The 26103-nt window shown below is 39.5% G+C and carries 25 protein-coding genes and 2 pseudogenes; 4 read left to right on the top strand and 23 right to left on the bottom strand.

Annotation, left to right across the window (positions count from 1 at the left end):
* The first annotated feature begins 112 nt into the window (after positions 1 to 112).
* A complete protein-coding gene (ftsH, locus tag LDM93_RS03315) occupies positions 113 to 1951 on the top strand; it encodes an ATP-dependent zinc metalloprotease FtsH (RefSeq protein WP_223890622.1) in 1839 nt (612 codons plus the stop codon).
* 23 nt (positions 1952 to 1974) lie between these two features.
* On the opposite strand, the gene LDM93_RS03310 is transcribed toward ftsH, so the two are convergent.
* Positions 1975 to 2310 (bottom strand): hypothetical protein, encoded by a 336-nt coding sequence (locus LDM93_RS03310; RefSeq protein ID WP_223890621.1) that lies wholly within the window; start codon positions 2308 to 2310, stop codon positions 1975 to 1977.
* Between the two features lie 160 nt (positions 2311 to 2470).
* Positions 2471 to 3490 carry a cytochrome-c peroxidase gene (locus tag LDM93_RS03305; RefSeq protein WP_223890620.1) on the bottom strand — a complete coding sequence of 340 codons (1020 nt, stop codon included), beginning with the start codon at positions 3488 to 3490 and terminating at the stop codon, positions 2471 to 2473.
* Between the two features lie 145 nt (positions 3491 to 3635).
* Between LDM93_RS03305 and LDM93_RS03300 the strand changes: the two genes are divergently transcribed.
* Complete coding sequence (locus tag LDM93_RS03300) at positions 3636 to 4592, top strand: hypothetical protein (protein WP_223890619.1); 957 nt, start codon at positions 3636 to 3638, stop codon at positions 4590 to 4592.
* Between the two features lie 54 nt (positions 4593 to 4646).
* Here the strand turns inward: LDM93_RS03300 and LDM93_RS03295 are convergent, their stop codons facing one another.
* Positions 4647 to 5150 (bottom strand): cytochrome P460 family protein, encoded by a 504-nt coding sequence (locus LDM93_RS03295; protein ID WP_223890618.1) that lies wholly within the window; start codon positions 5148 to 5150, stop codon positions 4647 to 4649.
* Between the two features lie 257 nt (positions 5151 to 5407).
* On the opposite strand from LDM93_RS03295, the gene LDM93_RS03290 reads away from it, so the two are divergent.
* Positions 5408 to 5803 (top strand): hypothetical protein, encoded by a 396-nt coding sequence (locus LDM93_RS03290; RefSeq protein WP_223890617.1) that lies wholly within the window; start codon positions 5408 to 5410, stop codon positions 5801 to 5803.
* A gap of 75 nt (positions 5804 to 5878) precedes the next feature.
* Here the strand turns inward: LDM93_RS03290 and LDM93_RS03285 are convergent, their stop codons facing one another.
* From LDM93_RS03285 to LDM93_RS03270, 4 genes are all read right to left on the bottom strand, one after another.
* Positions 5879 to 6502 (bottom strand): formylmethanofuran dehydrogenase subunit E family protein, encoded by a 624-nt coding sequence (locus tag LDM93_RS03285; protein ID WP_223890616.1) that lies wholly within the window; start codon positions 6500 to 6502, stop codon positions 5879 to 5881.
* A 361-nt stretch (positions 6503 to 6863) separates the two neighbouring features.
* Complete coding sequence (locus tag LDM93_RS03280) at positions 6864 to 7073, bottom strand: hypothetical protein (RefSeq protein ID WP_223890615.1); 210 nt, start codon at positions 7071 to 7073, stop codon at positions 6864 to 6866.
* Positions 7074 to 7090: 17 nt separating this feature from the next.
* Positions 7091 to 7699 (bottom strand): fumarylacetoacetate hydrolase family protein, encoded by a 609-nt coding sequence (locus tag LDM93_RS03275; RefSeq protein ID WP_223890614.1) that lies wholly within the window; start codon positions 7697 to 7699, stop codon positions 7091 to 7093.
* 151 nt (positions 7700 to 7850) lie between these two features.
* Positions 7851 to 9323, bottom strand: coding sequence for a DEAD/DEAH box helicase (locus tag LDM93_RS03270; RefSeq protein WP_223890613.1), 1473 nt, complete (start codon positions 9321 to 9323; stop codon positions 7851 to 7853).
* A 376-nt stretch (positions 9324 to 9699) separates the two neighbouring features.
* On the opposite strand from LDM93_RS03270, the gene LDM93_RS03265 reads away from it, so the two are divergent.
* Positions 9700 to 10455 carry a TIGR01458 family HAD-type hydrolase gene (locus tag LDM93_RS03265; RefSeq protein ID WP_223890612.1) on the top strand — a complete coding sequence of 252 codons (756 nt, stop codon included), beginning with the start codon at positions 9700 to 9702 and terminating at the stop codon, positions 10453 to 10455.
* Between the two features lie 62 nt (positions 10456 to 10517).
* On the opposite strand, the gene LDM93_RS03260 is transcribed toward LDM93_RS03265, so the two are convergent.
* The 16 genes and pseudogenes from LDM93_RS03260 to thiI form a co-directional block, all read right to left on the bottom strand.
* A complete protein-coding gene (locus LDM93_RS03260; protein ID WP_223890611.1) occupies positions 10518 to 11615 on the bottom strand; it encodes a SufD family Fe-S cluster assembly protein in 1098 nt (365 codons plus the stop codon).
* A complete protein-coding gene (locus LDM93_RS03255; protein ID WP_223890610.1) occupies positions 11612 to 12364 on the bottom strand; it encodes an ABC transporter ATP-binding protein in 753 nt (250 codons plus the stop codon). Before LDM93_RS03255 ends, LDM93_RS03260 begins: the two co-directional genes overlap by 4 nt.
* A gap of 226 nt (positions 12365 to 12590) precedes the next feature.
* Complete coding sequence (locus LDM93_RS03250) at positions 12591 to 12986, bottom strand: metal-sulfur cluster assembly factor (RefSeq protein ID WP_223890609.1); 396 nt, start codon at positions 12984 to 12986, stop codon at positions 12591 to 12593.
* 4 nt (positions 12987 to 12990) lie between these two features.
* A complete protein-coding gene (locus LDM93_RS03245) occupies positions 12991 to 13410 on the bottom strand; it encodes a SufE family protein (RefSeq protein WP_223890608.1) in 420 nt (139 codons plus the stop codon).
* Positions 13407 to 14600, bottom strand: coding sequence for a SufD family Fe-S cluster assembly protein (locus LDM93_RS03240; protein ID WP_223890607.1), 1194 nt, complete (start codon positions 14598 to 14600; stop codon positions 13407 to 13409). Before LDM93_RS03240 ends, LDM93_RS03245 begins: the two co-directional genes overlap by 4 nt.
* Positions 14600 to 15349 (bottom strand): Fe-S cluster assembly ATPase SufC, encoded by a 750-nt coding sequence (gene sufC, locus LDM93_RS03235; RefSeq protein ID WP_223890606.1) that lies wholly within the window; start codon positions 15347 to 15349, stop codon positions 14600 to 14602. The genes LDM93_RS03240 and sufC overlap by 1 nt, the downstream gene beginning before the upstream one ends.
* The gene (gene sufB / locus LDM93_RS03230) at positions 15346 to 16785 is read right to left on the bottom strand and encodes a Fe-S cluster assembly protein SufB (RefSeq protein ID WP_223890605.1); all 1440 of its coding nucleotides are present in this window, start codon (positions 16783 to 16785) and stop codon (positions 15346 to 15348) included. The genes sufC and sufB overlap by 4 nt, the downstream gene beginning before the upstream one ends.
* A 112-nt stretch (positions 16786 to 16897) precedes the next feature.
* Positions 16898 to 17743 (bottom strand): thiamine pyrophosphate-dependent enzyme, encoded by an 846-nt coding sequence (locus LDM93_RS03225; RefSeq protein WP_223890604.1) that lies wholly within the window; start codon positions 17741 to 17743, stop codon positions 16898 to 16900.
* On the bottom strand, positions 17740 to 20283 hold the full coding sequence (locus tag LDM93_RS03220) for a 2-oxoacid:acceptor oxidoreductase subunit alpha (protein WP_223890603.1): 2544 nt from the start codon (positions 20281 to 20283) through the stop codon (positions 17740 to 17742). Before LDM93_RS03220 ends, LDM93_RS03225 begins: the two co-directional genes overlap by 4 nt.
* Before the next feature lie 50 nt (positions 20284 to 20333).
* Entirely contained in the window at positions 20334 to 20633 is a 300-nt protein-coding gene (locus LDM93_RS03215) for an iron oxidase oxidoreductase (RefSeq protein ID WP_223890602.1), read from the bottom strand.
* Between the two features lie 51 nt (positions 20634 to 20684).
* The gene (locus tag LDM93_RS03210) at positions 20685 to 21272 is read right to left on the bottom strand and encodes a superoxide dismutase (RefSeq protein WP_223890601.1); all 588 of its coding nucleotides are present in this window, start codon (positions 21270 to 21272) and stop codon (positions 20685 to 20687) included.
* A 199-nt stretch (positions 21273 to 21471) separates the two neighbouring features.
* Positions 21472 to 22054: pseudogene (locus tag LDM93_RS11405) on the bottom strand (HAD-IC family P-type ATPase).
* A gap of 78 nt (positions 22055 to 22132) precedes the next feature.
* A pseudogene (locus LDM93_RS11400) lies at positions 22133 to 22381 on the bottom strand (multicopper oxidase domain-containing protein); the annotation flags it as partial.
* A gap of 146 nt (positions 22382 to 22527) precedes the next feature.
* Complete coding sequence (locus LDM93_RS03200) at positions 22528 to 23808, bottom strand: MipA/OmpV family protein (RefSeq protein ID WP_223890600.1); 1281 nt, start codon at positions 23806 to 23808, stop codon at positions 22528 to 22530.
* A 321-nt stretch (positions 23809 to 24129) separates the two neighbouring features.
* Positions 24130 to 24591 (bottom strand): MOSC domain-containing protein, encoded by a 462-nt coding sequence (locus LDM93_RS03195; protein WP_223890599.1) that lies wholly within the window; start codon positions 24589 to 24591, stop codon positions 24130 to 24132.
* A gap of 12 nt (positions 24592 to 24603) precedes the next feature.
* The gene (thiI, locus tag LDM93_RS03190; RefSeq protein ID WP_223890598.1) at positions 24604 to 26067 is read right to left on the bottom strand and encodes a tRNA uracil 4-sulfurtransferase ThiI; all 1464 of its coding nucleotides are present in this window, start codon (positions 26065 to 26067) and stop codon (positions 24604 to 24606) included.
* Positions 26068 to 26103: the final 36 nt, after the last annotated feature.

Genomic DNA, 26103 nt, shown 5'->3' with positions numbered 1-26103 from the left:
ATTATAGCCAATAAGTCGTAATTCTCAATATGTATCAAATAAACCATATACAAGTCTTTCTCTATTTTGGTACAATAATACTACTCACATCGTTTCCTAAAGGCAGTAAAAAATGCAAAAAGAACCAATAGAAGAGAATAGACCCAATCCTTTTCCTAATATATGGGTAGTACTCATTATCATGATACTGGGATTTCAACTCTTTAATTATATGTTTCTGCAAAAACAGAGTCAAACCATTCCCTACAATCAATTTAAAAGCAAAATTGAACAAAATATTATCAAAGAGGTTCGTATTGATGGGGACCAGATTGTAGCTACTCTCAAAGGTGGCTTAGGTGAAAAATCGACTTACCTAAGAACAACGCTTCCTCCTTTTGATGATGAAACATTCTTAGAACTTTTGGAAAAGAACCAGGTTGAGATGCATGTTAAGTCACAAAAAGAATCTGGCTTTTGGCTTTCTTTTTTCATGCTACTGCCCCTTTTTGTTTTCTTAGCATTTATATTTTATAGTTCACGACGCATTAAAGAACAGATAGGCGGCATGGGTGGTGGTGGGGTCTTTGACTTTATGAAATCTACTGCCAAAAAATATGAGAAACAAAAAATATCTATTACCTTTGATGATGTAGCAGGTGTAGAAAATGCAAAGATAGAACTCTATGAAGTCGTGGATTTTCTTAAAAATCCTGAAAAGTATGAAAAGATAGGTGCTAAGATACCCAGAGGTATTTTACTGATGGGAGCACCGGGTACAGGTAAAACCCTTTTGGCAAAAGCTATAGCCGGGGAAGCTGAAGTACCTTTCTTTTCCATCAGCGGATCTGAGTTTGTCGAAATGTTCGTTGGTGTAGGAGCCTCCAGGGTACGTGACCTATTTAAAAATGCCAAAAAAGAAGCTCCTGCGATCATTTTCATTGATGAAATAGACTCTGTAGGACGTGCCAGAGGTGCAGGTGTAGGTGGGGGTCATGATGAAAAAGAACAGACACTCAACCAGATTTTAGCAGAGATGGATGGCTTTGAGTCAGAAGAGCAAGTAGTGGTCATCGCTGCGACTAACCGTCCCGATGTTCTGGATTATGCCCTGTTAAGGCCAGGCAGGTTTGACCGTAAAATAACACTCACTTTACCAGATGTAAAAGCACGAGAAAAAATACTGAACATCCACATACGCAAAGTGCAGATAGACAGCTCCGTAGATCTGGAAAAGATAGCCAAGATCTCCATCGGTTTCTCTGGTGCAGACCTGGCCAATCTTGTCAATGAAGCAGCCATGCATGCAGCCAGAGAAGGGCAGAGACATGTGACACAAGATGACTTTATGTATGCGCGTGACCGTATTATTATGGGTGTGGAACAAGAGTTCGTTCTGGATGAAAAAGATAAAAAAAGAGTAGCCATCCATGAGAGTGGTCATGTTTTAGCAGCACTCTTGCTCGAACATGCAGACCCCATAGAAAAGGTGAGTATCATACCAAGAGGACAGGCGCTGGGAATGACAGAACAGCTACCATTGAAAGATATCAAAAATTTTCCTAAAGACTATCTTCTAGACAAGATAGGGGTCATGCTAGGAGGAAGGGCTGCTGAAAAAACGTTGCTTGGTGACCTCTCTTCAGGTGCAGCCAATGATCTCAAAGAAGCAACCAGTCTTGCAACCCATATGGTCAGCCAATGGGGTATGAGTGAACTGCTTGGGCCGGTTTACTACCAAAAAGGCGAAGAGCATGTTTTCTTGGGGCGTGAAATGGCTATGCCAAAGGACTTCAGTGAGGCGACTGCCAAACTCATAGATGACGAAGTTCGTAAGATCATTACAGAAAAAGAAGAAGAGGTAATGAACCTCTTCTCAAAACACAAGAAGGAGATCACTGCGCTTTCAGACAGATTAGCAGAAAAAGAGCTGCTATATGCTGATGAGATAAGAAACCTGGTAAATCTTTAGATTATTACACTTATGGGGCAGTGTTATTGTAGTAAACATCCATTTTTTTTACATTTCTCTATCATTTTAGGCACAATGACAAACCATTGTATATATCCAACAATGTTATAGACAATCCAATTCATGAATACAAATAAAAAGAATGTTTCATGAGTTAAAAAATAATGATGCACATGAAATATCTCATTAAGATATAGTGTGATGATTCCTGCTGGCATAATGAGTAAACTCTCTATACCTACAAATAAAACTTCTACGTTTTCATGATTACAGTTAAATATATAATGTGCTGCTACTAATAATATAATGAGCTGAATTGATATCCATAATTCAAGCGCAAATATTTTTTTATCTGTCATTAATTCTGTCCATATTATAATAATTTTTAATGTTTATTATAATACCTATAACTTATAAAAAAATAAAGTATATAAATCGCAATGTATGAAGGGTATGAGAAGATGAAAGTGGTTTAGAGCAAGAAAGCAATTCTTGCTCTAAAAGTAAATACCTTTTGGATTAGTTAAACTCAGGTTTTGGTGTAGTGGCAGTACTTTCTGGAAGCTGTGGATAAACGATCTCAGGTTTTGTACCTTTCAGCGCTTTTAAGAATGTAACGATCTTTGCTGCATCTGCATCAGAGATATCTTTACCTAACTGTGTACGTCCCATCTCTTTAACCGCTTCAGCAAGACTCCAGATCTGTCCATTATGGAAGTATGGTGCCGTTTCAGTAATATTTCTAAGTGTTGGTACTTTTACCATACCGTTCTTATCACCTTTGAAGTCACCTACATTGGCAAATTTATATGGTTTTACCATTGGGAAAGGCATCATTTTTCCACCTAGTGCTACACCGCTATGGCATGATGTACAGCCTTGATCCATAAATACTTTAAGACCCTCTTTTTCTGCATCGTTCAATGCATTTTCTTTACCGTTAAGGAAGTCATCATATCGTGAAGGTGTGACGAGTGTTCTCTCAAAGATACCGATCGTAGATGTGATCGTTGGGAAATCAACTTTGACATCATTACCGTATGCTTTTTTAAACTCTTCTACATACTCAGGAATAGAGTTGATTCTCTCTACAACGAGTGAAGCCGGTGAGGCCATCTCAGGTGCAGCTTGCATAGGTCCCTGTGCCTGATCTTCAAGGTGTGGACTTCTACCATCCCAGAACTGAGACTCAAAGAATACTGCATTGTAAACGGTCGGAGAGTTAAGGTGGTGCGGATTTGCTACCCACATGTGACCTATGGCTGCTGGAGCACCATCTGCTCCTCCAAGTGCAAGGTTGTGACAAGTATTACAGGAGATAAGACCACTTTTTGAAAGTCTTGGTTCAAAGTAAAGCTTTTTACCCAGTTCCACTCTCTCAGGTGTGATCGTAGTATTTGGGTCTATAAGTTTAGTAAGCTCAGTTTTATCTGTAGGGATCGCTTGAAGCCCCATTGATTTTGCTTTTTCAGCTAATGATCCGGCAAACAATACGGATGATGCTACCAGTGAGGCAGCAATGATTTTAGACACGTTCATATTTTCTCCTTATAAATTAGATAAGTCATTATATAGTTGTTACACTTACAGCTATGTAATAAAAATTATCATTTGGAATGGAAGTTCTCTAAAAGAGTTAAAAACTGTTATAATATTCCTAACTTTGTATGCGTAAAGGCTAGCTATGAAACACTACAGAGGCATCCGAAAAAAACTCACCACCTATATCGATCAGTTCCTTGACACAGGGGAGACCGTAGAAAATATCAGAGATATCTGGTATAAGTTCAAAGGGGATATCGAATATCTCAAAAACATGCCTGATGATAAGTGGGATACCTATGTCAACCGTCTGATCGGAGAATACCTCTATGAACTCTTTTTGGACGGTGATGTGACGATCTACAGTCGACTCAATGTGATCACTAAGGGACTGAGCAATGATGCCCATACCTATAATACACCTATCGTACTTTTTTCTGAGAAACCGACTCGAAGTACGGACAGTTTATCTGAAGCACTGCTATGCGGTATCTACAGCAGTACCGGACAGATCCCGTCCTTTGAGTCAGTGAATATTGCACAGTATCTCAACCGTACTGCCAAACACAACAAAGCTTACCTTATAGCTATCACCGATTTCGATCCTTCAGGGGAGTCTATCTTTCACTCCCTTGCGCTAAAAGTCAAGACAGATCTGGGACTCATCAACCCCGATATCGAGTTTACTGCCATTCCTGTACTTTTTGGCAGCGGATATGATGATATCGTCTCCCATTATCCCACCTATACACTCAGCAGCCATAAACAAAACAAGATAAACCAGGCCTGGATCAAGAAAGGACAAACCCTGGGTGTCGAGCTTAATGTTGTGGAAAACAAAGCAGAACTCCTCGAATCAGCTATCCTAAGATCCGTTGCTCCGGAAGTCGTCGAGGAACTGAGCCGACATCGATGGAAAAAGAAGAAAGAAGAAGAGATGCTGTCCAGCGATGAACGTTATAGGAAACTGCATGAACAGCTAAGACAGAGGATAGATGATATCAAAGATGAAGTAGAGGCTATGGAAACCGCATTTGATGCGAAGTGGTCCATACCGATCGATGTAGACGGGGTAAAAGATATGACGCGGGAGAAGTGAAAATACCAAGACATGATCATGTTTATTGATCATGTCTTTCCTTTTTTAACTAAGCTATTTTATAGTTGGAAATACAGCTGGATCTGTAAATGTCCAGTCTCGATTTTTAACTGGCGTATGACAAGAGATACAGGACTTTCCTCCATCATTAAAAGGCTTTTGTGATAGACCAACCCAACGTGCCCAACCCCATCCGTATGTCTTATTATATTTCTTTGAGTCTTTAAACATAAACTCGGCATGGACAAATTTTCCTGGTGCAGTCGCTGCCTTCCAATCTTTTAGTTGTCTGTCTTTCCAAACAACTTTTCCCAATATAGCACCATCTGGCCAAGGGTTAATTTTTCCCGTACGTGCAGCTTCGACGGCAATTGAATTACCTAATATTACACGACTTGTGTTGTTATCGGTACGGTGTGAGACAGCTATCGGTGACCACTTCTGCCATCCCACAGGATAATCAATATTGTTTGATGGCTCTGGAGTATCTGCAACCGCTATGTCAGTGGATGACAAGATCATGATCAACGAAGTGAAAAATAATTTTATAAGCTTCATTTTAATACCCTTTTTATACATGTGATTTATAGCTCACCTTATTTGAGGAACATGCTACTTTTATTGTATTATTTATAGTATACAAGAAATGTGTAAAGTTTTAGTAAATATAATAATGAACCATACTTGGGTATGAAGTTCTAGTTCCTATAGAAAAGATAGGTATGAGTCAAAAACACTCATTCGACCCTAAGGACTATTTCTGTTCTCCAACTATTTATGTTAAAATTCCGCCTTGATAAAATAGGATAAAATGAATGGGTATTTTTGCTTTACAATCACTTGCCGGAGGTTTTTTAGATGAAGATCTAAAGCATTTCAATAAAGTTTTTGATGATTGGTGTGTACAGTTTGAGAGTGTGGAAGATGCACAGCTTATACTAGATACCCTTGATCAACGCAATCAAGTCAAGATCGTAGAGATAACTCCGCTAAGCTATCCAAAATACTTTTTCCCCAACCTACAGGGCATCATCCACGCCACACGAGAGTATGAAGGAAAAATTATCTGTATTGTTGAACCGCAAATGGGTATGAGCTTTCGCATAGCCATATGTGATATGAAGACCAAAAAGGTAAGACTGCTCCAGACTCGCTATAAAACGGCACAAAGTGTCGAAGGGGCATTTTCAAATCTATCTTTTGAATTATGACTTTTTTCTTTCCTCGTGCCATCGTCTCGATGGGAACGAGGAACACTTAGTAATAATGAACTGCAGTGAAACAGATCATTTTGTGTCTAATACAGGCTTTTCACGATATGGGTGATTCTTTAAACGTGTATCTGATCTTACAAACGGTTTTGCAATGCTTTTTGTGTTATCTACCCAGTTGTTCCAGTTGAAATCTTCAATGACTTTGGCTTGGTAGCTTTCATGTAATGGATGACTCAGAATGTCGTTAACATGTGTCCATTGATAGAAGCGTAAGAGATCGACCTGGTAGGGTGTAGGGTTCCCTTTTGCATTTTTCACTTCTTTTTTAAGTGCAATGACTTCCTGCATGTTAATTTTTGTTGTCCAATTGATTTTTTCAGGCAGGACAACCGGCTCACCAGGAATATTATTGATACCTTTCTTCCATGTCGCTAAAACAGCGACCTTGGTGTCCGTCCGGTAGAGTAGTATGGAATGGTTGTAATCTTTGTTTTTAAAAAATCCAAGATTTCCATATTGAAGTCGAGCACCAGTCAAGAAAGCCACAGCATCTGACCAACAAGGGCCGGTTCCGGAAATACCCTTCAGAACACTTCTATCTATAATGCCATCAGGAAAAAGGATTTCAAATGCAACTTTCATCATGTTTGCAGCATGGGTAGTTCCTTCACAATCATGGCCATGCCATTTGATCATATCCTTTATTGTTACGGCATACGTGTACGGGTAATACCTCCCTTGAGTTCCTTTGGTGGCGAGAATTTCAAACACAGGGGCATAAGGCTTGGCCACCATGGGCGCATACCACGTAGGGACATTGTCTGGTTGGGTGACCCCGGTTTCTATGAAGGTGTTCACCCCTTGTTTATAAGTCGGTTCCTCCGCGTGAGCAGTATGATTGAACAATATCAAAATCAAGATATGTGGAAAAATTAATCGTATTTTCATATAGAATCCTTTTTTTACTCGTAAGATGTATGCGTGAAATACTGATACTACTAATGGTAGCAAAAAGTTGGGATTTTTCCTACTTTATTCTCCTACCTGTCCCAAAATACTAAGAGATCTGTTCTACTAAATCATTATCTGTAGGATAGCCTGGAACTTCAAAACCATCTTCATCAAAAAAATGTTTTTTACCTGTATCCATACTAATGCATACCAGAGCGTACTCTTCGTCCTCGCGAATCTCTTTGATAATAAATCTCTTGCCCATCCGAGTCTTCCATCTCTGACCTTCTTTGAATTCTATAAACTCATATTCCATTGTTTTACTTACCTTACTTACTTGGCTTGCCACGTTTGAGAAAGTATCACTTCTTCATCGCTATAAAGTTCAATCTGAAAAGCATCACCTCTTTTATAATTCGCCACCCCTTTAGGTGTGCCTGACATGATAACATCCCCATCCTCTAAGCTCATAAAAGATTGAATCTCTTCTAACATCTCTAAAGGTTTATACATCATCAGTTCATAAGTTGCATGTTGCTGGAGTGTGTCATTGACGAAGAGCTTCATCGATAAGCTTTCCAAAGGTGTATCTAAAGCTATGAAGTCACTTAATACGGCTGAACCATCAAAAGCCTTAGCACGTTCCCAAGGCAAGCCTTTCTCTTTCATCTTGTTTTGAATAGTTGCTTTTGTCAGATCAAGTCCAACGCCAACACCCGACAGCTTATTTTGCTCCACTAAAAAACAGATCTCTGCTTCAAAACGCGTCGTCTCATCTATAAAATACAAGCTATCCGTAATAGCTGAATTAGGTTTGTTAAACACCACCATATTTTCTGGAATTTCATTACCCAACTCTTTGATATGTTCTACATAGTTTCGTCCTATACAGATAACTTTAGAAGGAGTTAGAGTTTGCTGTTTAAATTGTAAAGTTTTCATGAAGTTATTCTATCTAAATTAAATAAGGGATAAAAAGTAATAGATGTTACCTGCCACCTATTACTTTTTAAACATTATTGTACAAAGAGTGAACTTATGTAGGAGTGGATCAATATGTAAGAGATAAGGAGAAGAGAGGTGGGAGGGTAGTTTACCCTCTGTTGCTCCCGCGTCCGCCGTTACGGCTGTCACGACTACCGCTTGAACGTCCGTTACGACCGTGTCTACTGCGACCGCCGCCACTTCTGTTACCGCCACGATAACCACCACGGTTACGGCCACCACCGCCTCCGCCTTTCATGGCTCTTTCTATAAGCAGTTCTACCTCTTCAAGACCAAGACCAATGTTGTCTTTACCTTTTACAAAATTCTCTTCCTGTACCAAAGAAGCAAGAAGATGTGCGATCGTCACGATGTCTAAGTCATGTTGTAATGTTTTTACAAGGTTGATTGCACTTTCAGTCACTTTAGTCTCAGAAATTTTCGTGATGAGTGCATCTGCACGGTTATTTTGTACTTCCATACGAGTAGGGATCACTTGTGTGGTCATCTTCGTACCAACGTCTTTTTCTATACGTTTGATGGTTCTAAGCTCATTAGGGCTTACCAATGTGATCGCTTCACCTGTTTTACCACCACGACCTGTACGACCGATACGGTGAACATATGATTCAGAATCAAAAGGAATATGGTAGTTAAATACATGCGTAACGTCATTGACATCAAGACCACGTGCTGCAACATCTGTTGCTATGAAAATATCGATACCACCTTGTTTAAAGGCACGGATCGTTACTTCTCTTTGCTTTTGCTCCATATCTCCATGAAGACCGGATACTTTGAACCCTTGCGCAGTCATGTGTGCTACCAGTCTATCCACCTCTTTTTTCATACGACAGAAGATGATACATTTGTTAGGGTTCTTGTAGTCGATAAGTCTTACAAGCGCATCGTCTCTCTCTTTGTCCTGCACGACATAGTAAAGCTGTGTGATAGAAGTATTTGTACTCTCAGCCTTTGTGATAGAAACTGTTTTAGGGTTTTTTAAGATCTGTTCTGCAAGTTTTCTGATCGCACTTGGCATTGTAGCTGAGAACATCAATGTTTGGCGTTCTTTAGGTAGGAATGTAAAAATGTTCTTGATCTCGTCGAGGAAACCCATATCCAGCATTTCATCTGCTTCATCAAGTACAACGAACTGAGGATTCATTTTGATCTTTCCACTCATAAGTAAGTCTTGGAGTCTACCCGGTGTTGCTACGACGATAGAAGCTTGTTTGATACGCTCTATCTGCTTACCATACGGAGTACCACCATATACAGTAGCTGTTTTAAGTCCGCTTTTTTGACCAAAACGGAAAAGTTCATCACTTACTTGCATTGCCAATTCACGTGTAGGAACGATAACAAGTCCTTCCACTGAACCATCCGCTTTCATCATACTCATAATAGGAAGTCCAAATGCAGCAGTTTTACCTGTACCTGTTTGTGCTTGTGCAACCATGTCATGACCTTCTAATACTAAAGGTATAGCGTCTTTTTGAACTGGACTTGGTTCTGTAAATCCTGCGTCTGTTATCGCAGCTTGAATAGTGTCTTTGAGGTTAAAATCTGTAAATTTCATATATTGTTTTCTTTATGTTGTTATTAGTGTGGGGTGGTAAGGTCTTGGCGATAGAACGGTTCTAAAGTTACAAGCATGTTATCTGGCACTCATTGCCGATATCCCCATCGCTAAAGCGAATAGGGTACACCCTGTTTTATGCAACTTGATACCAAACTATCAGATGTCCACATTGATATGTGGAAAATAGGTGATACATCTCATGATGTATCTAAATAAGGAGTTTGATACTCTCTTGCAGTAAAAGTTCGGAATTATAGCAGGATAATAGAAAATATGCAATACCCAAGGTGATAGTTATGATTTATGTATAGAAATATGCTTCATTTTGTAGTATACTAAATAGAGAATCTTATACTAAAGAAGAGGTATAAATATGCATAAGATAAAAGGATTGTTATTTGACATTGGCGGTGTATTATATGTCGGTGACAGCATTATACCTGGTGCAAATGAGGCTATAGCATCATTACAGACCATCTATCCGATGCGTTTTTTAACGAATACGACCAGACGTACACCTTTAGTCATGATGAATAAGCTAAATACCATGGGATTTTCTGTAAAACCCGAAGAATTATTTACAGCACTTGATGCAACAAAAAAATATGTGATATCACAAAACGGGACGGTTTATACACTTTTGACAGATGAAGCTGCGAGTTGGTTTAGGGAATTAGAGTCTGACACGCCAGACTTTGTTGTTGTTGGAGATGCACATTTGAATTTTAACTATGAAAGACTCAATATCGCTTTTAGACATTTACAAGAGGGTGCAGGGCTCATAGCCGCTGCCAAAAACAGATATTTTAAAGATGAAGACAACAGGCTTTCTATGGATGCAGGAGGTTTTATTGCTGGACTGGAGTTTGCTGCAGACGTGGAAGCCAAGATCATAGGTAAACCAAGTAAAGATTTCTTCCATCTTGCAGTAGATTCGATGGGACTAGATCCTGAGGAAGTAATGATGGTAGGTGATGACATCGTCTCAGATATCAAAGGCGCTCAAGATGCCGGACTTAAAACAGCGCTTGTTAGAACAGGGAAATTTCAATCATCTGATCTTGATAGAGGTATCACACCGGACTTTTGTGTGGATGATGTAACAGAATTGATCTCTTTGTTACAGTAAAGTCTCTATTTATGTTTTTTAATGTGTCATCTATCATCCAACTCACACCAAACAAATGTTACTTACATGGTTTCAAAATCTTTTGTCTCTTTAATGAGAGCATCTATCTGCCGTTGCAGGTCTTCAGGAAGAGAAGGGATTTTGAGATCCAAAAAGCCTTCGATGATCAATGATTTTGCTTTATCCTCTTCGATCCCTGATGCCATCAAGTAGGCAAGTTCATCTTTTGAGATCATACCCACACTTGCTTCATGGGAGAGTTCAAGATGTGGGTCCTCTCCAAGCAGTTCTGGGATCGCGTGAATATAACCTTTTTTGTTTAGCAACAGTCCATTGCAAGCCATTGAACCCCTGCCATTAGGGTGTTTACCGATGATCTCTCCTCTGGTTATTACTTCACCACCATTGGAAACAACACGGCTGATAATCTCGGATGATGCTCCATCACCATTTAAGACAACCGTCGATCCAACATCAAACTGAGAATTTTCAGGTGCATATATGACAGTATAAAATTCCCCGAGTCCAGATTCTTCTATCACTGCAAGTGGATTCATCTGCAGTTTTTTTACGCTGGTCATCGCCACATAGTTTGAGATAAATTTTCCATCTTTACCCACATGTGCAGCGCTTCTTGGATAGACTTCAACCTCTTTTCCCCAGCTGTGTATCATGGTACTGGTAAGTGTAGCACCATCTTTGATAAAGTATTCCGTGACACCGAGATGGCGTCCGGATGTGACATGCGCATTGGCTGTACATCCATTGATAAGGTGAAGCTCAGAAGCCTCTTCAGCGATCACAATGTTATGGGTGCACTGGGTAAATTTATCGGTGTTTATCATATAGCACGTATATACAGGCAGTGTAATTTTTATCCCAGCCTTGACACGGATAAAGTATCCTAGAAGAACATCACTGGAGGCAACCTGCTTAACATAATCATCTTTCTCCTTGTCTACAAGCGTAAAGAAAAGTTCTTTGAGCCATTCATACTTTTTCAATGCTGTTTCGATTGGGAGGATCTCAAGCCCTTCTGCCGCGGAGTGTGTATCCAGAATATCCCAGTCTTTGGCCAAAAAACTTGCCGATCGTTCCTCTTTTTCATCAAATGCAACCTTTTTCATGGTTGTTTTCGTAGCCTCATCAAAGTGCTTCATGTCACATCCTTTTCTCGCTTCATACATTCTACGCATCCAGCAAATCCAAGCCTTTTTATATCATCCATGATTAATTTTGGATCGCCGGTGCAGACGATCTCACCATCCATGAAGACATGCCCTACATCCGCATCGATATAGTTGAGGATATGCCCGGTATGAGTAATGATGATCGCAGACCGTTCACGCTGCTTTTTCGGCATCTCTTTTTGAAGGATCTTGTTGATCGCTTTGGAGATAACGGCAATATTTTCAATGTCGACCCCGGATTCGGGCTCATCTATCAAAAGCATATCAGGGCTTTGTGCATAGAGTTTCAGTACTTCGGCTCTTTTGAGTTCTCCACCGGAAAAACCGACATTGAGCTCTCTATCCAGAAAATTCTCCATACTGAGCGCTCGAATCTCATCATCAAGATCCTCGGACTTGTTGATCGCCTGAAGAAAGTTTTGGAGTGTTACCCCTTTGATCTTTGGTGGATGCTGAAAAGACATACCAATACCCAGGTTGGCTATTTCATCTGTAGTTAACTCTTCTATATTTTTTGATTTTACTAGGATCTCTCCTTTATCAATGCTATAGCCAGGAAGTTTCAAAATAGTATTGAGAAAAGTAGATTTTCCAGAGCCGTTAGGACCGAAAATAACGTGAACTTCACCTTTACCTATGCTCAGGTTCATTCCTTTTATAATCTGTTTCATAGCTACAGAAACATAGAGATCAGTGATTTCTAATACAGGTAGATCCATTTTAGACTCTTTTCTTCTTATTAGGCTTTTATATACTGACTTTTATAAACTATATTATACAAGTACTTAAATCAAAGTTATATCTATCAGTTTTTTAGTTAAGCATTTTATAGTCTATGATTTGGGTGTTTTAGTATTCAGATGTGAAGAAGGGAAGTGATATTAAAAGCAAGCATTTAATACACTCTTGTACTAAATGCTCATAGGGAGGAAGCAGTGTTGTTTTTTAGAGTAATCCCATAGCTAACTTTGCTTCATCCGTCATACTGTCTTGACTCCATGGTGGGTCAAAGACTATTTCTACATCTACTTCTTCAAGTCCCTCTTGACGGGTAGCGATACTTTTGACCAGATCGATGATCACTTGTGAAAATGAACATGTTGCTGAAGTCAGTGTCATAGTGATTTTGGCTTTTTTCATCATAGAGACTTCATCTGTCCATGTGTCTATATTGTAGATAAGTCCCAGATCATAAATATTTACCGGAAGTTCAGGGTCATAGATCTCTTTAAGATGAGCGATGATCTTTTCTGTCATCTCTTCATCTGTCGGCTGAGAGTCTATGAATTTCTGTCTCTCTTCAGACATTTTGTCATTGATGTTTTTATCTTCACTACTCATCATTTTATCCTTGTTCTTTACATTTTTGCGCGTAGCCATAAACCATATTTAAAAATGCTTCCAAACTTTGTTGACGTACAGGTGAGAGCAGTTCTACCACACCCATATCATGGAGTTTAGCAGGATCAAAACTGAGTATCTCATCGGCCGGACGGTTGGAGAAAATGTCCAAAAGCAGGGTCAACATACCTTTGGCCATCTCAGAAGTACCTTCACCGCGAAGTTCGAGTATTCCATCTTTACACTCACCGACAAGCCATGCATCAGAAGCACATCCCTGTACATAGGTGTCTTCATTTTTCTCTTCTTCAGAAAGTGTTGTATGGCGTTTTCCCAGATCAAAGATGTACTCTAATTTATCATTATCGGTGGGAAAAAGTTCAAAATCTTCTTTATATCTTGCTACTGTTTCTTCCATATTCATGCGTTATCCTTTTTATGTACTACGTAAAAGACATCTTCAAAAGCTTTTTGAATACGCTCTTGATGTCTACTGTCTTTCACCGTCTCGATTAGTGTATTTGCAAAAGCAATCACCAACATTTTTCTGGCTTCAGTACGAGTGATACCACGGCTTTGTAGGTAGAAAAGTTGTTTTTCACTGAGTTGTCCAGTGGTTGCTCCATGGCTTGCTTCTAGCTCATCAATATAGATCTCAAGCTGTGGCTTTGCAGCCATATAGGCTTTGTCATGAAGTAAAATTGCTTTGGAATTCTGCTCAGCTTTAGTATATTTACCACTCTTTTCTACACGGATCAGTGCATCAAAAATACCTCTGGATTCACCATCCAAAATATTTTTAGCTTCTTGTTTTGAAGTGGAATGTTCACCACGATGCACGATCTGAGAAACGGTACCGCGTTTTGCTTCACTGTTGAGATAGAGAAGGTGGCCAGCATCTATATGGGCATACTCATCAAGTTCTACTTTGAGAAGTTGCAGTGCATTGTCTCCACCCAGATCAAAGCTTTTAAAGACCGCATGTGCATTTTTTGCAACATTGATCTTATGTGAAGCCACCATACTATAGCCACTGTTTTGCATACTCTGCATTTTGACCATACGCAGTGAAGAGTCCTGTGAAATATGCATATCATACCCATAAAGTACCAGTGAGTTCTCAATATTTTCTTCTACAAAGTTCTCATACACCGTTGCATGACGATTCGCCTGTGTATAAAGTACGATACGGTAGTTGATCAGCGCATTACTTTGTGTAAATTTATGCTCAATTTCTACTTCTGTATCTCCATCCAACTCTATTTTGATCGCTTGTGGAGAGAGTAAGTGTCCAAGGTAATAGAGCGGATCAAAATGATCCATATCGATCTGCCCGCATGCTTCATTGTACACGCGTAAACCTTGTGGAGCAGCTACTACTACACCATCAACAATTTCTATCTTTTCAGAGACTCTAAGCGTTTTTGGAACGTATGTAAGTGTTTTATACTCTTTTTCTAGGAGTTTCTCTACATCAAAGTAACGATACTCTTCTGACTTTTTACTTGGAAGTCCTAGTGATACAAAACGCTCTGCCAAGATATCTCTATCTTTTATATCCAACAAGCTATTGACGTCTTGCAGGTTTGTGTTTTTAAGCGCTGAAAGGTTCATTATTCTTCCTCTATAGCGTCATATCCGGTATCTTCGAGCTGTGCTACAAGCTCTGGTCCTGCTGTTTTGATCACTCTTCCATCTTTAAGTACATGGATGTAGTCTGGTTCAATGTAGTCAAGAATACGACTATAGTGCGTGATAACCAAGAATGAACGTTTACCATCTTTCATCTTGTTAATCCCTTCAGATACAGCTCTTAGCGCATCGATATCCAACCCAGAGTCAATCTCATCAAGAATAATGACATCTGGCTCAAGGATAAGCATTTGAAGAATTTCATTACGCTTCTTTTCACCACCTGAGAAACCTTCATTGAGTGAACGGCTGATCATATCTGACTTCATGCCAAGCATCTCTAAATGGTCTCTCATAAGACGCAAGAACTCAGCTGAATTCAGTTCTTCTTTACCTTCATGTTTACGCTTAGCATTGAGTGCCGTTCTTAAGAAATAGGCATTGTTAACGCCCGGAATCTCTACTGGGTGTTGAAAGGAAAGGAATAGTCCCTCTAAAGCTCTCTCTTCAGCTTCCATTTCATTGATATTTTTGCCTTTGTAGATAATGTTTCCACCAAGTAATTCAATGTCATAGTGTCCTACCAGTGCTTTTGAAAGCGTAGATTTACCAGCACCGTTGGGTCCCATGATCGCATGGACCTTCCCTGGTTCCAGCTCTAGATTTAAACCTTTTAAAATCTGCTTATCACCTATTTTTGCTTCTAAATTCTCAATTTTCATAATACTCATCCTACACTTCCTTCTAATGTTAATTCTAATAATGCTTTTGCTTCTACTGCATACTCCATAGGGAGTTGGCTAAAGACTTGTTTACAGAAACCGTGAACAATCATACTCACAGCATCTTCTTCATTGATACCTCTTTGACGGAGGTAAAAGAGTTGTTCGTCACTGATCTTTGATGTCGTTGCCTCGTGTTCTACTTGTCCCTGGGTATCTTTTGATTCAAGATAAGGGAAAGTATGTGCCCCACAATTAGAACCAATGAGCAGGGAATCACACTCAGAGTAGTTTCTTGCACCTGTAGCATTGGCACCTATCTTCACTAATCCTCTATAGGTATTTTGACCCTTCATTGCAGAGATACCTTTAGAGATGATGGTTGAAGAGGTATTTTTACCGATATGTATCATCTTTGTACCTGTATCAGCCTGCTGGGCCAGGGTAGTGACTGCTACTGAGTAGAATTCACCCACAGAGTTATCACCTTTTAAGATACATGACGGATACTTCCATGTAATAGCTGAACCGGTCTCTACCTGTGTCCATGAGATCTTGGAGTTATCTCCTTCACAGATACCTCTTTTGGTAACGAAGTTGTAGATCCCGCCTTTTCCATTTTCATCTCCTGGAAACCAGTTTTGGATCGTAGAGTACTTGATCTCTGCATCTTTCATCGCAACAAGTTCAACGACAGCTGCGTGAAGTTGGTGCTCATCACGTGTTGGAGCAGAACACCCTTCATTATAACTAACGTATGATCCTTCATCTGCCACGATAAGTGTACGTTCAAATTGTCCTGTATTCATCGCATTGATCCTAAAGTAAGTACTAAGCTCCATAGGACAACGTACACCTTTAGGGATGTACACAAAGGTACCATCTGTAAATACTGCAGAGTTAAGTGCTGCAAAGTAGTTATCTGCCATTGGTACGACAGAGAACATATATTTTTTAATGAGCTCTGGGTGACGCTCTATCGCTTCTGAAATCGAACAGAAGATAACACCATGTTCAGCAAGCTCTTCTGCATAGGTTGTTTTAACTGAGACTGAGTCAACCACAGCATCTACAGCCACTTTGACACCTGCAAGTTGTTTTTGCTCTTCTAAAGAGATACCTAACTTCTCATAGGCTTCCAAAATTTTCGGATCAACTTCATCTAAACTGTCAATACCTTCTTTAGGTGCTGAATAGTATGAGATAGATTGGTAATCTATAGGCTCATAGTCAAGTTTAGCCCAGTGTGGTTCAGTCATGGTTTCCCATTTCTTCAGTGCTTTGAGACGAAGCTCTAACATCCATTCAGGCTCATTTTTTTTCTTTGAGATAAATGCGATAGTCTCTTCTGAAAGTCCCGGTGGTACAGTTTCGGTTTCGATATCTATCTCAAAGCCGAGTGCATACTCACCTGAGACAGCTTTATCTAATCCTTCATTTGCCATTTAAAATCCTTATATAGATCATTATTTTAGTTACACGTTATAGCACAATTACAATGTGCCGTCAAGTATTTTTATAAATAAGGAGTAATTTTATCCTATTTACCTTTTTATTTCAATAGGAATCAAATAATTCCTGTAATTTTTTTACATCATGAGTAAGAGTTACCAGTGGATTGTTTTCATTTCCCCTGATATGCTCTTCAAATGTTGTATGCTCATCCTGGTAAAAAATACCAATAGGTATGGGGTCATTTTCAAGTGCTTTTTGCATGGCTGAGGATAGGCTGTTCTTCTCATAGGTGCTATCCAGTTCATAGGTGTTTTCATTGAACCATTTATATGTGTTGACCTTGTTAAAGACCACACAAGGTTGAAAAACATCTACCAAGGCATACCCTTTGTGTAAAAATGCTTCTTTGAGCACCGTTTTGGCATGGGCAAGATTACCGATATTGACACGTGACACAAAACCGGCCTTGAGTGCTAAAGCAACTGAAATGGGATTAAATGGTTCATTAGTGACACCCTTTACCTGTACAGGGGTTTTAAAACCTGTTTGGCTTGTGGGTGAGGCCTGACCTTTTGTAAGCCCATAGACCATATTGTTGTGTACGATATGTACGATATCAGGGTTGCGCCTGATGGTATGTATAAAATGGTTTCCCCCTTCACCATACATATCTCCATCTCCGCCTTCTGCTATGACATTGAGTGCAGGATTGGAAGCTTTTAGCGCTGTAGCTACGGGAAGTGCTCGGCCATGAAGTCCACAGAACATATGTGTATCTATATAGTAAGGTATCTTTGCAGCTTGCCCAATACCTGAAACGATGACGGTATTTTTAGCATCACATTCAAGTTCCGTCAATACTTCTTCAATCATTTTCAGTATTCCGAAGTTCCCGCATCCGGGACACCATGCATTGTCTATGTTTGTTCTATCAAGCGGATGTTTCATTTTATATCCTTTAGTACTTTTTCCAATTCTTCTTTCAACAGGTCAGTAAAAAAGCTAAATCCATTGGACAGTAGAATACGATGATCAATATTGATATCATGGCTTTTCAATAACCCTGCAAACTCTCCTGTAACATTGTTTTCTATCACTATATTGACTTTAGTGTGTTTGAGCAGTGCAAGATGTTCTGGATTCAGGGGATGTACCCAGAAAAAATGTACATGAAAGAGCCGGGGATCATTCAACGCGTTCAGTGTCTCCATGATAGCCCCCTTGGATGACCCCCATCCTATAAGAGCGATATCTCCTTCTCCAAAGACCTTTGGTCCAAGTGCTTCAGTAATGCTCAACTCAATCTTTTTTTGCCGCTTCTCTACCATCTTTTCACGCATTTGGTAGCTCTCAGTGATCTGTCCACGCTCATCATGTTCATCACTGGTAGAAACTACGATCCCATCTCCAAAGCCTGGTACACCCCGTGCTGTAATACCTGTATCATTGAGTGCATAGCGATCATATGATGCATCCGTAGTGTGTACATAGCGTCTTTGTTCATACGCTTCGAAATCAATCGTTTTTAACAGACTGATAGAATCTGCCAAGTATTGGTCACTAAGATAGATCACAGGCATTTGGTACCTGTCTGCGAGTTCAAAAGCAAGATAGCCATAGTCGATGCATTCCTGCAGATCACCTGGGGCTAAAACAATACGTCCAAAAAATCCATGACCACTGTGTATGGCCAGGTTCAGATCCCCCTGTTCTGTTCTTGTAGGTAAGCCTGTCGCAGGTCCAGGGCGTTGTGCGAGGTAGATCACAGCGGGCGTTTCACTCATCCCTGAAAGACTGATTGCTTCGCTCATAAGTGCAAAACCACCTCCTGAAGTAGAAGTCATTGCCCGTGCTCCGCCATACCATCCACCCAGCACCATATTCAGTGATGCGATCTCATCTTCACTCTGTTCAACCAACAGAGTAAGATCTTTGGACATCGATGCCATAAAGTTCAGTACGCCTGTAGAAGGAGACATAGGATATGCCGTTATCATATTGCATCCTCCCGCCAGAAAACCGAATCCGGAAGCAGAGGAGCCATCCATTAGATGCATAGAATCGGTAGAGTTTGATAACGTTGCAGGAAGTTTTAGAAGATGGCGGATCTTTAGGTTCTTACCATACATTACTCCTTCTGCCATCGCTTTTTCGTTCCCTTGACGATCTTCTTCATTAAAGAACGTAGTGATACTTTCTGACAATGCAAATGATTCAAGGCTAAACATACCAAAGAGCACACCAGCGGCATACGAATTGGCATAATTTTTGTTTCCAAGTTCTTTGGCTGTGTTGATCATAGGTATACTTGTAAGAGGTATCTGTTCGTGGCTAATCTTTTCATCTGCCAAAACGATAGTATCATCCTTTAAGCGCTCCTGCACATGAGACAGTGCATCGGCATCCAGGGCTATAAAAAGGTCAACATGCCAACATGGAGCAATAAGTGGTGTATCTGAGAGACGAAGCAGCGTGGTGTTACTTCCGCCTCGTACTCTTGACATATACTCCTTGGTAGAGAAAACAAAATAACCGCTACGTTTAAATGCAGCACTTAAAATATTTTCCAGTGTTTGGATCCCTGTACCTGCGGCTCCTCCGATGAGAATAGAGATACTGTGACTCTCACCATGTACGTTCACTTCTTCATCTTTCGGTAAAGCAACGGGTGGTGTTGAAATCGTTGACTGAAACGGTATTGTTAGCTCTTTCATCGATACACTCATAGTCTCTTTCTTGATATCGTTTTTGGTCTCTTTCTCGGTATCTGACATAGTATCTTTCTTAGTATCTGGCCATGTAAGTTTACCTCCATAATATCCCAATACTATCACTGTAATTCCTGTAAGAAATATAGTTCCATGATAAAATATACTCGGCAGTGTCGTTAAGTAGACAACATTAGGATTATTAAGATAGATCGTAATACCGATAATACCAAGAATGAGGGTAATTACAGAGAATATTAGTTTCTTGACCAAAATATGGTTCAAGGCCAATTGATAATTGATCCACCAACTTAATATTCCCGAAAGCATCGTAAATATACCCAATACAGTGGAGACAAAAAAAGTGTAAAAAACTGCTGTAGCAAAAGAAGGATTAGGTTGAAATAAAAAAATAAGGTTCAGACCGGATGCAAAGAGGTGTAGTGCAATAGGAAAATGAACCAGCATCGGATGGGGATGGTATTTACGATACCAGCGAACCCAATCTCTTCTGTTTTCATCATTTCGATCATGATCATTTTCATCATTACGATCATTCTCATCAAGCGTATCTACAACCTCAAACTTCGCAAAGACCTCTTCAGCATGGGGTGCACTTGCTAGTGCATCCGTGAGATCAACACCCGCTTCATGCATATTTTGATGTGTTCCATTCTCCCATAATGGGCTGCTGGTTACATCATAGACATTTCCTTTGTAGGCAATATACGCTTTTTGTTGATTTTGTCCATTAAACTGCTTCAATTGTTCTAAGGTCATACTATAAGCTCCTACCTACAAGCATAGTGGCTAACTATCTAATAACAAGATCAAATTGTTTTATTGTTATCATTTGTCTGTTTATCATCTTCTATTGTTACTTCTTTATAGTTAGGATCTTTGAAGTAAATGATACACCAGCCATTGGGATCAATACTTCCTTCCACTGTTTTACATTCATTAGTTTCAGGGATAAAGTGCATACATGTCTTACACGAATTGCCATCTTTTGGTGTGGATTGATATTTGACGATATTTTTAGCTGTTTTAGCACTGAGCGGTGTAGTCACAAAACTCACCAAACCAAGTGCAGAGATAAATCTAAAAAAATCTCTTCTTGATGTTTTCATGATAGCTCCTTTAGATGTCAGAATGTTCTGTATATACTACTATCTGTAATACTATTGTGAACATGCTTCCAGGTTATCAGAAACAAAATCCCAGTTCACAAGCTCCCACCATTTTTGAAGATAATCAGCTCTGGCATTTCTATAGTCTATATAGTAGGCATGCTCCCATACATCACAAGTGAGCAAAGGTGTATGATTCAAAAGAAGGGGATTACCGGCATTGGAAAATGATTCTATGACTAAAGTACCTGAGTCATTTATACTCAGCCATACCCAACCAGAACCAAAAAGACCTGCGGCCATTTCTAAAAATTTCTTTTTAAATGCTTCCATAGAGGTAAAATCACGTTCAATTATGGCTAACAGTTCTTTAGAGGGGGAGGTTACTTTTTCGCTCATGCTATTCCAATAAAAATTATGGTTATAGACCTGTGCACCATTGTTAAATATACCACCATCGGCTTTTTTCACAATCTCTTCAAGCTTCGCGTCCGCATACACCGTACCTTCTATCAGATCATTGAGTTTATTTATATATCCAGCATGGTGTTTACCATGATGGTATTGAAGTGTTTCTTTTGAAATATGCGGCTCCAATGCATTCTCATCAAAAGGCAAGTCCATTAATGTGTGTGTCATTCTTAATCCTTTTTAATACTCATATAGTATGTAATTTTATTGTCTTATATTAGTCCAGATGTGTGCAGTCTACGTGTAGCTTATTTTATAAATCAATGATCTTGGCCTTCAAAATAGACTGTTCAGAGTGTTTTGTTCTTTAATCTCAATGCATTCATGATCACCGATACCGAAGAGAAACTCATTGCTGTAGCAGCGATCATAGGGGAGAGTAGAGTACACCGGCTGCAACAGGTACACCTAAACTATTATAAATAAAGGCAAAAAAGAGATTTTGTCGAATATTTTTCATTGTAGCACGGCTGAGATGAACCGCTTTAATAATACCTCTAAGATCACCCTTGATAAGTGTAATTCCCGCACTCTCCATAGCCACATCCGTTCCTGTTCCCATTGCGATACCTACATGAGACTGTGCCAGGGCAGGGGCATCATTGATACCGTCTCCGACCATAGCGACGATTTCATCTTTGTCTTGAAGCCTTTTGATGATATTGGCTTTGTCTTCAGGAAGTACATCTGCATGTACTTCATCAATGCCAAGTTTACTCGCTAAGGCATTTGCGGTTGTCAACAGTCATCATCACTACTTTCAGTCCATCATGATGCAGTGCATCTATGGCATCTTTCGTTGTCTCTTTTATAGGGTCGGCCACAGCAATGAGACCGGTAATTTCATTATCTACAGCGACAAGTACTACGGTAGCACCATCTTCTCTGAATGATTCTGCTCTCTCTTTCAGTTTTTTTGTGTCTATATCTAAAGATTCAAATAGATGAATATTTCCTATGACTATGTGATGCTGATTTACAACACCTTTAATACTTTGTCCAGTGATGGAGTCAAACTCTTTCAGAGGAAAACGGAATTTAAGCGAGCCATGGGCTTTAATAGGAGGTGTAGTGAGGTTTGGGACACCATCTTGATCATTACGCCCTGGAAACAGAATACCATGCCAATGGATAGAGGTGTTTACATCCATGTTATTTGATACTTTAATGTTAACCCAATCACCTTCTTCCGCTTTAATGGTTGGACCAGGAATACCTCCATTAATGGTCAAGGCTTCTACATCTTTTCCTGTAAAGTTAACAGTTTGATAGTCTATAGTGAGATCGTAGTATACATCTTTAGCTAAACACAGTGTACTTAGTAGATAAAATAATAGCAGTAAAAGTGTGCACTGCCTATGTAACTTAAAAACAAAATCTTATCTTGAGAGCATTAAATTTCTCTTCATACTCTAATGTTCAGTTAGAAATGCCACTGCAGATAAACAGTATTATAATTACTACCACTTTTGATACGGCCAAAGAGGGATACCTCTTCAAATCCGGAACTACGGTGGTGTACCGCTGCACCGATCCAGAGCGGTTCAAGATTGTCATGGAGGAAGCCAAGATTGAAATCGACACTCACATCTAAATAGAATGTCAAACTGCTCGGCTTAAGTCCTTTTTCTTCTATCTCTGACTTTTCTATATAGATGACTTCATCCATATAGGAAACACCCTCAGCCAATCCCAGTCTCATATCAATATTGGGGAGGGGGAGTGTATAGTAGAGTTTAAACCCCAAAATATACTCCAGAGAGCTCTCTTGTACTTCTGAAGAGTAATGGTAAGCAAATCCTGGACTAAGATAGACCTCTATAGGCAAATTAAAGAACGTTTTTGAAAGGGGATGTCCATAAAAGACAGAGGTAGATTGATTGTTATAGTCATCGGATTCTATATTACCAATCAAAATGTCCTCTAAATCTGATGGCGTAGCCCATCCATGTGCCAGACGGATATATGGTTTCATACCATTGACATCGAAGAACTTTTTGTTTTTGTCGTTAAGGAGACCAAAACCAGCCATCAGAGTGTATTCGTAATCATCATCAATAATTGATGACTTTTGAACATTATTGCCAAACCAATTAATATCGGCACTTCCCATGAGGTAGAAATTGGACCAGACATGGTATTTCAAGTCTAGACCTGCAGAAAAGTCAATATCTTCCTTAATCTCCTCTTTGTCTCGACCATAGTATTGGGTATTGAATGCTGCATCTTTGACTCGCAATGTGGCATGCGGTTCAAAGTAGAGATCATCATATTTAATATTAGCAGAGTATGTAAGATTGGCATGGGTACTTTTATCAGGATTCTCCATCACTTCAAGGTCGATATAGCGATTGTTATGGAGAAAGTATCGGGCTCTTAAACCATAATCCATGGTATCTCCCTGTACTTCATTCTGATACTCTTGGGGAATGTTCAGGAAGCGAACACGACCCAAAGCAGAGAACTGCCAGTTATCCATATCATAGAGCTTGACACCATAGGTCACCCCATGCAGATAAATATAATCATCTTCATAATAAAATAGAGGAACAAAGTCATTGAGAGTATTGTCTGTCACGACAGGGTCATAATAGGGGATAGCGGCACTCCTAGCTACAATTCCTGTACCCCATGTCATATCATTATATTCATTTTTGGCAAGTAAAAGAACGCTGAAGATTGTAAATGTTATAAAATATTTCATTCTTTTCCCCCCCCCTCTTGGGAATAATATAACTATAGTATATCTTTTATTATTTATTATTAATTTATACTTTATAAATTGACTACTATACTCAAATTACAATCCCGATAGTAACTAGTATTAACCAGCCACCTAACACCTTTAAATCATTTTATTGTTCATCTTCTCTTCATATTTAAAAGTCTGTCCATTTATTAAAGAATCAAAATATCCTTCTGTTATGTTTTTCGGTAGCAAGAGTATATAAAATAATGTCTTGTTCTCAAAACCTAATAAAATTATGTATTATATTAGGTTATTTAAATTCTCATATTATTAATTCTATACAATGTTAACTTCATCTCCAACCGATATGACACCGCTTTGAACAATGACAGCCCTATATCCACCTATATACTTCAAGCCTTTCATCATATCTTGATCTAAAAGCCTAGAGAGATAACGGCAGGGAGGGCAGGTACGTACAATGCGAAACTTTGCCGTACCTATCGCAAAGACTTTCTCTTCCAGGAGCGAAGCATCAAAGTTTTTGATGACAAGATTTCTGCGTAGGTCCAAAAAGTCCAGATCACTCCCTAAGCGGCTGTTACATTCTCCAAGAGCTTCAAAAGGAAGTATGCTGACCTCTCTTACATCTTGGGAGAGTTGAGGTTTGTTGAATGTCCCTTGTCCGTAAAAATAACGGTCGCCTTCTAAGCCTTTACCCTTGGTAGCACGGACACTCTTGATATAATGTAAAGGCTCTTTTGCGTTTTCTCCGATAATAATGGCATGTAGGGTCATGATTTTCAGACACTATTCGGGTCTGTATACCCTTACATTTTTAACATCTTCTGCATCGCGCAAATATTGGGCATGGAGTTGACTCATGATACCCTTGTCGCAATAGAGCAGATACTCTTTATCTTGGGGTAACTTCTTGAACTCTGTTTTGAGTTTATGAAAAGGGATTTTAATGCTCTTACATGGTGTTTCTATACATTCATCTTCCGTACGTATGTCTATCACTACGTACTTATCATCATTTAGATCATGTATGATCTCTACAGGTGCTGCATTGGTCACATCATCGATGATCTCATCCACATAGATCTTCTGTGCATCCTCTACGGCTTTATCTAACACAGAGTAGTCAAAGCGTGCAGCTTCTTTTTCCATACGTTTGTATGAACCGTGTGTAATAGGGTTTTTCGAAATGACACCACAATACTCTGGCATATTCTCTGCAAAACGGCGTGTGCCTATCTCACTGGCAATTTTGATGATCTCTGGTTTATTCATCGTAGCTAATGGACGTAAAATCAGTTTATTGGTCACTTGGTCGATCAATGCCAGGTTACGCAAGGTCTGGCTGGAAACCTGTGCAACGCTTTCACCTGTAAGTAGTGCATCTATCTCCATATCATTAGCCACTTTCTCAGCAGCCATAAGCATAAGCCGCTTCAGTGTGACCCCCATGTAGCTCTCATGTGTAGAGCGGAATATCTCTTCGATGACTGTATCAAAAGGTACAGAGATGAAAGAGACACGATGAGAAGCACCAAATTTGGACCAAAGATAAAGCGCCACCTGTTTGACACCTATCTCATGTGCAATACCTCCGAGATTGAAGAATATAAAATGGGTCTTTATGCCTCTTTTCATCGTTAGGTAACTCGCAATTGTAGAGTCAAAACCGCCGGACATCAGTGAAAGTATATCTCCCTGTGTACCTAAAGGAAAGCCGCTGAGCCCCTCATGTTTGATAGTAATGATATTGAGTTGATTGTTAATAAGTTCCAGACGAATAGTGACTTCGGGATGATGCAGGTCTACACCTTTTGTTTCATTGTGTGCCAGCATATATCCGCCTACCGTTTGCTCTATATCAAGTGATCTAAATGAGTGTTTTCCTGAACGCTTGACACGTACTACAAAGGTCTTACCTAGGATCTCTTTAGCCATCATTTCATTTACTTTGACTTTGATCTTCTCAAGTGTATCCATGCAGTCAAACTGTAATGCTTCAAGTACCTGTTCTATGCCTGGAGTGTCAAGGAGAGTTTGACGTACCTCAGTGAGAAATTCTATAGGTGTAACAACTTCAAGTTTATCAGAAAACTTTTTGACTGTGATATCATCACTGTATCTGCCTAATAGTTTTAGAAGATTGTTATAAAGCTGTCCTACCATTTGTCTTTTGGCAGAAGAACCTTTGACCATTATCTCTGGAAAAAGTTTTATAATGAATTTTTGTGTTTTTACTGATGGAGTTTCCACTGTTGTGCACCCTTGTTTTTGTATGGGCAGCATTAT

The sequence above is a fragment of the Sulfurovum sp. TSL6 genome (genome assembly GCF_019972115.1).
Classification (GTDB): Bacteria; Campylobacterota; Campylobacteria; order Campylobacterales; family Sulfurovaceae; genus Sulfurovum.
This window is presented reverse-complemented; position numbering and strand designations above follow the sequence as displayed.

Bases quoted from the DNA above. Each gene is read 5' to 3' on its own strand.
- ftsH (WP_223890622.1), top strand. From the start codon at position 113: ATGCAAAAAGAACCAATAGAAGAGAATAGACCCAATCCTTTTCCTAAT.
- LDM93_RS03195 (WP_223890599.1), bottom strand. From the start codon at position 24,591: ATGACCCTACATGCCATTATTATCGGAGAAAACGCAAAAGAGCCTTTA.
- LDM93_RS03255 (WP_223890610.1), bottom strand. From the start codon at position 12,364: ATGGATCTACCTGTATTAGAAATCACTGATCTCTATGTTTCTGTAGCT.
- LDM93_RS03240 (WP_223890607.1), bottom strand. From the start codon at position 14,600: ATGAACCTTTCAGCGCTTAAAAACACAAACCTGCAAGACGTCAATAGC.
- LDM93_RS03225 (WP_223890604.1), bottom strand. From the start codon at position 17,743: ATGAAACATCCGCTTGATAGAACAAACATAGACAATGCATGGTGTCCC.
- sufB (WP_223890605.1), bottom strand. From the start codon at position 16,785: ATGGCAAATGAAGGATTAGATAAAGCTGTCTCAGGTGAGTATGCACTC.
- LDM93_RS03310 (WP_223890621.1), bottom strand. From the start codon at position 2,310: ATGACAGATAAAAAAATATTTGCGCTTGAATTATGGATATCAATTCAG.
- LDM93_RS03270 (WP_223890613.1), bottom strand. From the start codon at position 9,323: ATGAAATTTACAGATTTTAACCTCAAAGACACTATTCAAGCTGCGATA.
- LDM93_RS03305 (WP_223890620.1), bottom strand. From the start codon at position 3,490: ATGAACGTGTCTAAAATCATTGCTGCCTCACTGGTAGCATCATCCGTA.
- LDM93_RS03275 (WP_223890614.1), bottom strand. From the start codon at position 7,699: ATGAAAACTTTACAATTTAAACAGCAAACTCTAACTCCTTCTAAAGTT.
- sufC (WP_223890606.1), bottom strand. From the start codon at position 15,349: ATGAGTATTATGAAAATTGAGAATTTAGAAGCAAAAATAGGTGATAAG.
- LDM93_RS03260 (WP_223890611.1), bottom strand. From the start codon at position 11,615: ATGAAGCACTTTGATGAGGCTACGAAAACAACCATGAAAAAGGTTGCA.
- LDM93_RS03215 (WP_223890602.1), bottom strand. From the start codon at position 20,633: ATGAAAACATCAAGAAGAGATTTTTTTAGATTTATCTCTGCACTTGGT.
- LDM93_RS03290 (WP_223890617.1), top strand. From the start codon at position 5,408: ATGGGTATTTTTGCTTTACAATCACTTGCCGGAGGTTTTTTAGATGAA.
- LDM93_RS03295 (WP_223890618.1), bottom strand. From the start codon at position 5,150: ATGAAGCTTATAAAATTATTTTTCACTTCGTTGATCATGATCTTGTCA.
- LDM93_RS03280 (WP_223890615.1), bottom strand. From the start codon at position 7,073: ATGGAATATGAGTTTATAGAATTCAAAGAAGGTCAGAGATGGAAGACT.
- LDM93_RS03250 (WP_223890609.1), bottom strand. From the start codon at position 12,986: ATGAGTAGTGAAGATAAAAACATCAATGACAAAATGTCTGAAGAGAGA.
- LDM93_RS03245 (WP_223890608.1), bottom strand. From the start codon at position 13,410: ATGAATATGGAAGAAACAGTAGCAAGATATAAAGAAGATTTTGAACTT.
- LDM93_RS03285 (WP_223890616.1), bottom strand. From the start codon at position 6,502: ATGATCAAATGGCATGGCCATGATTGTGAAGGAACTACCCATGCTGCA.
- LDM93_RS03300 (WP_223890619.1), top strand. From the start codon at position 3,636: ATGAAACACTACAGAGGCATCCGAAAAAAACTCACCACCTATATCGAT.
- LDM93_RS03220 (WP_223890603.1), bottom strand. From the start codon at position 20,283: ATGACCTTAGAACAATTGAAGCAGTTTAATGGACAAAATCAACAAAAA.
- LDM93_RS03210 (WP_223890601.1), bottom strand. From the start codon at position 21,272: ATGACACACACATTAATGGACTTGCCTTTTGATGAGAATGCATTGGAG.
- LDM93_RS03200 (WP_223890600.1), bottom strand. From the start codon at position 23,808: ATGAAATATTTTATAACATTTACAATCTTCAGCGTTCTTTTACTTGCC.
- LDM93_RS03265 (WP_223890612.1), top strand. From the start codon at position 9,700: ATGCATAAGATAAAAGGATTGTTATTTGACATTGGCGGTGTATTATAT.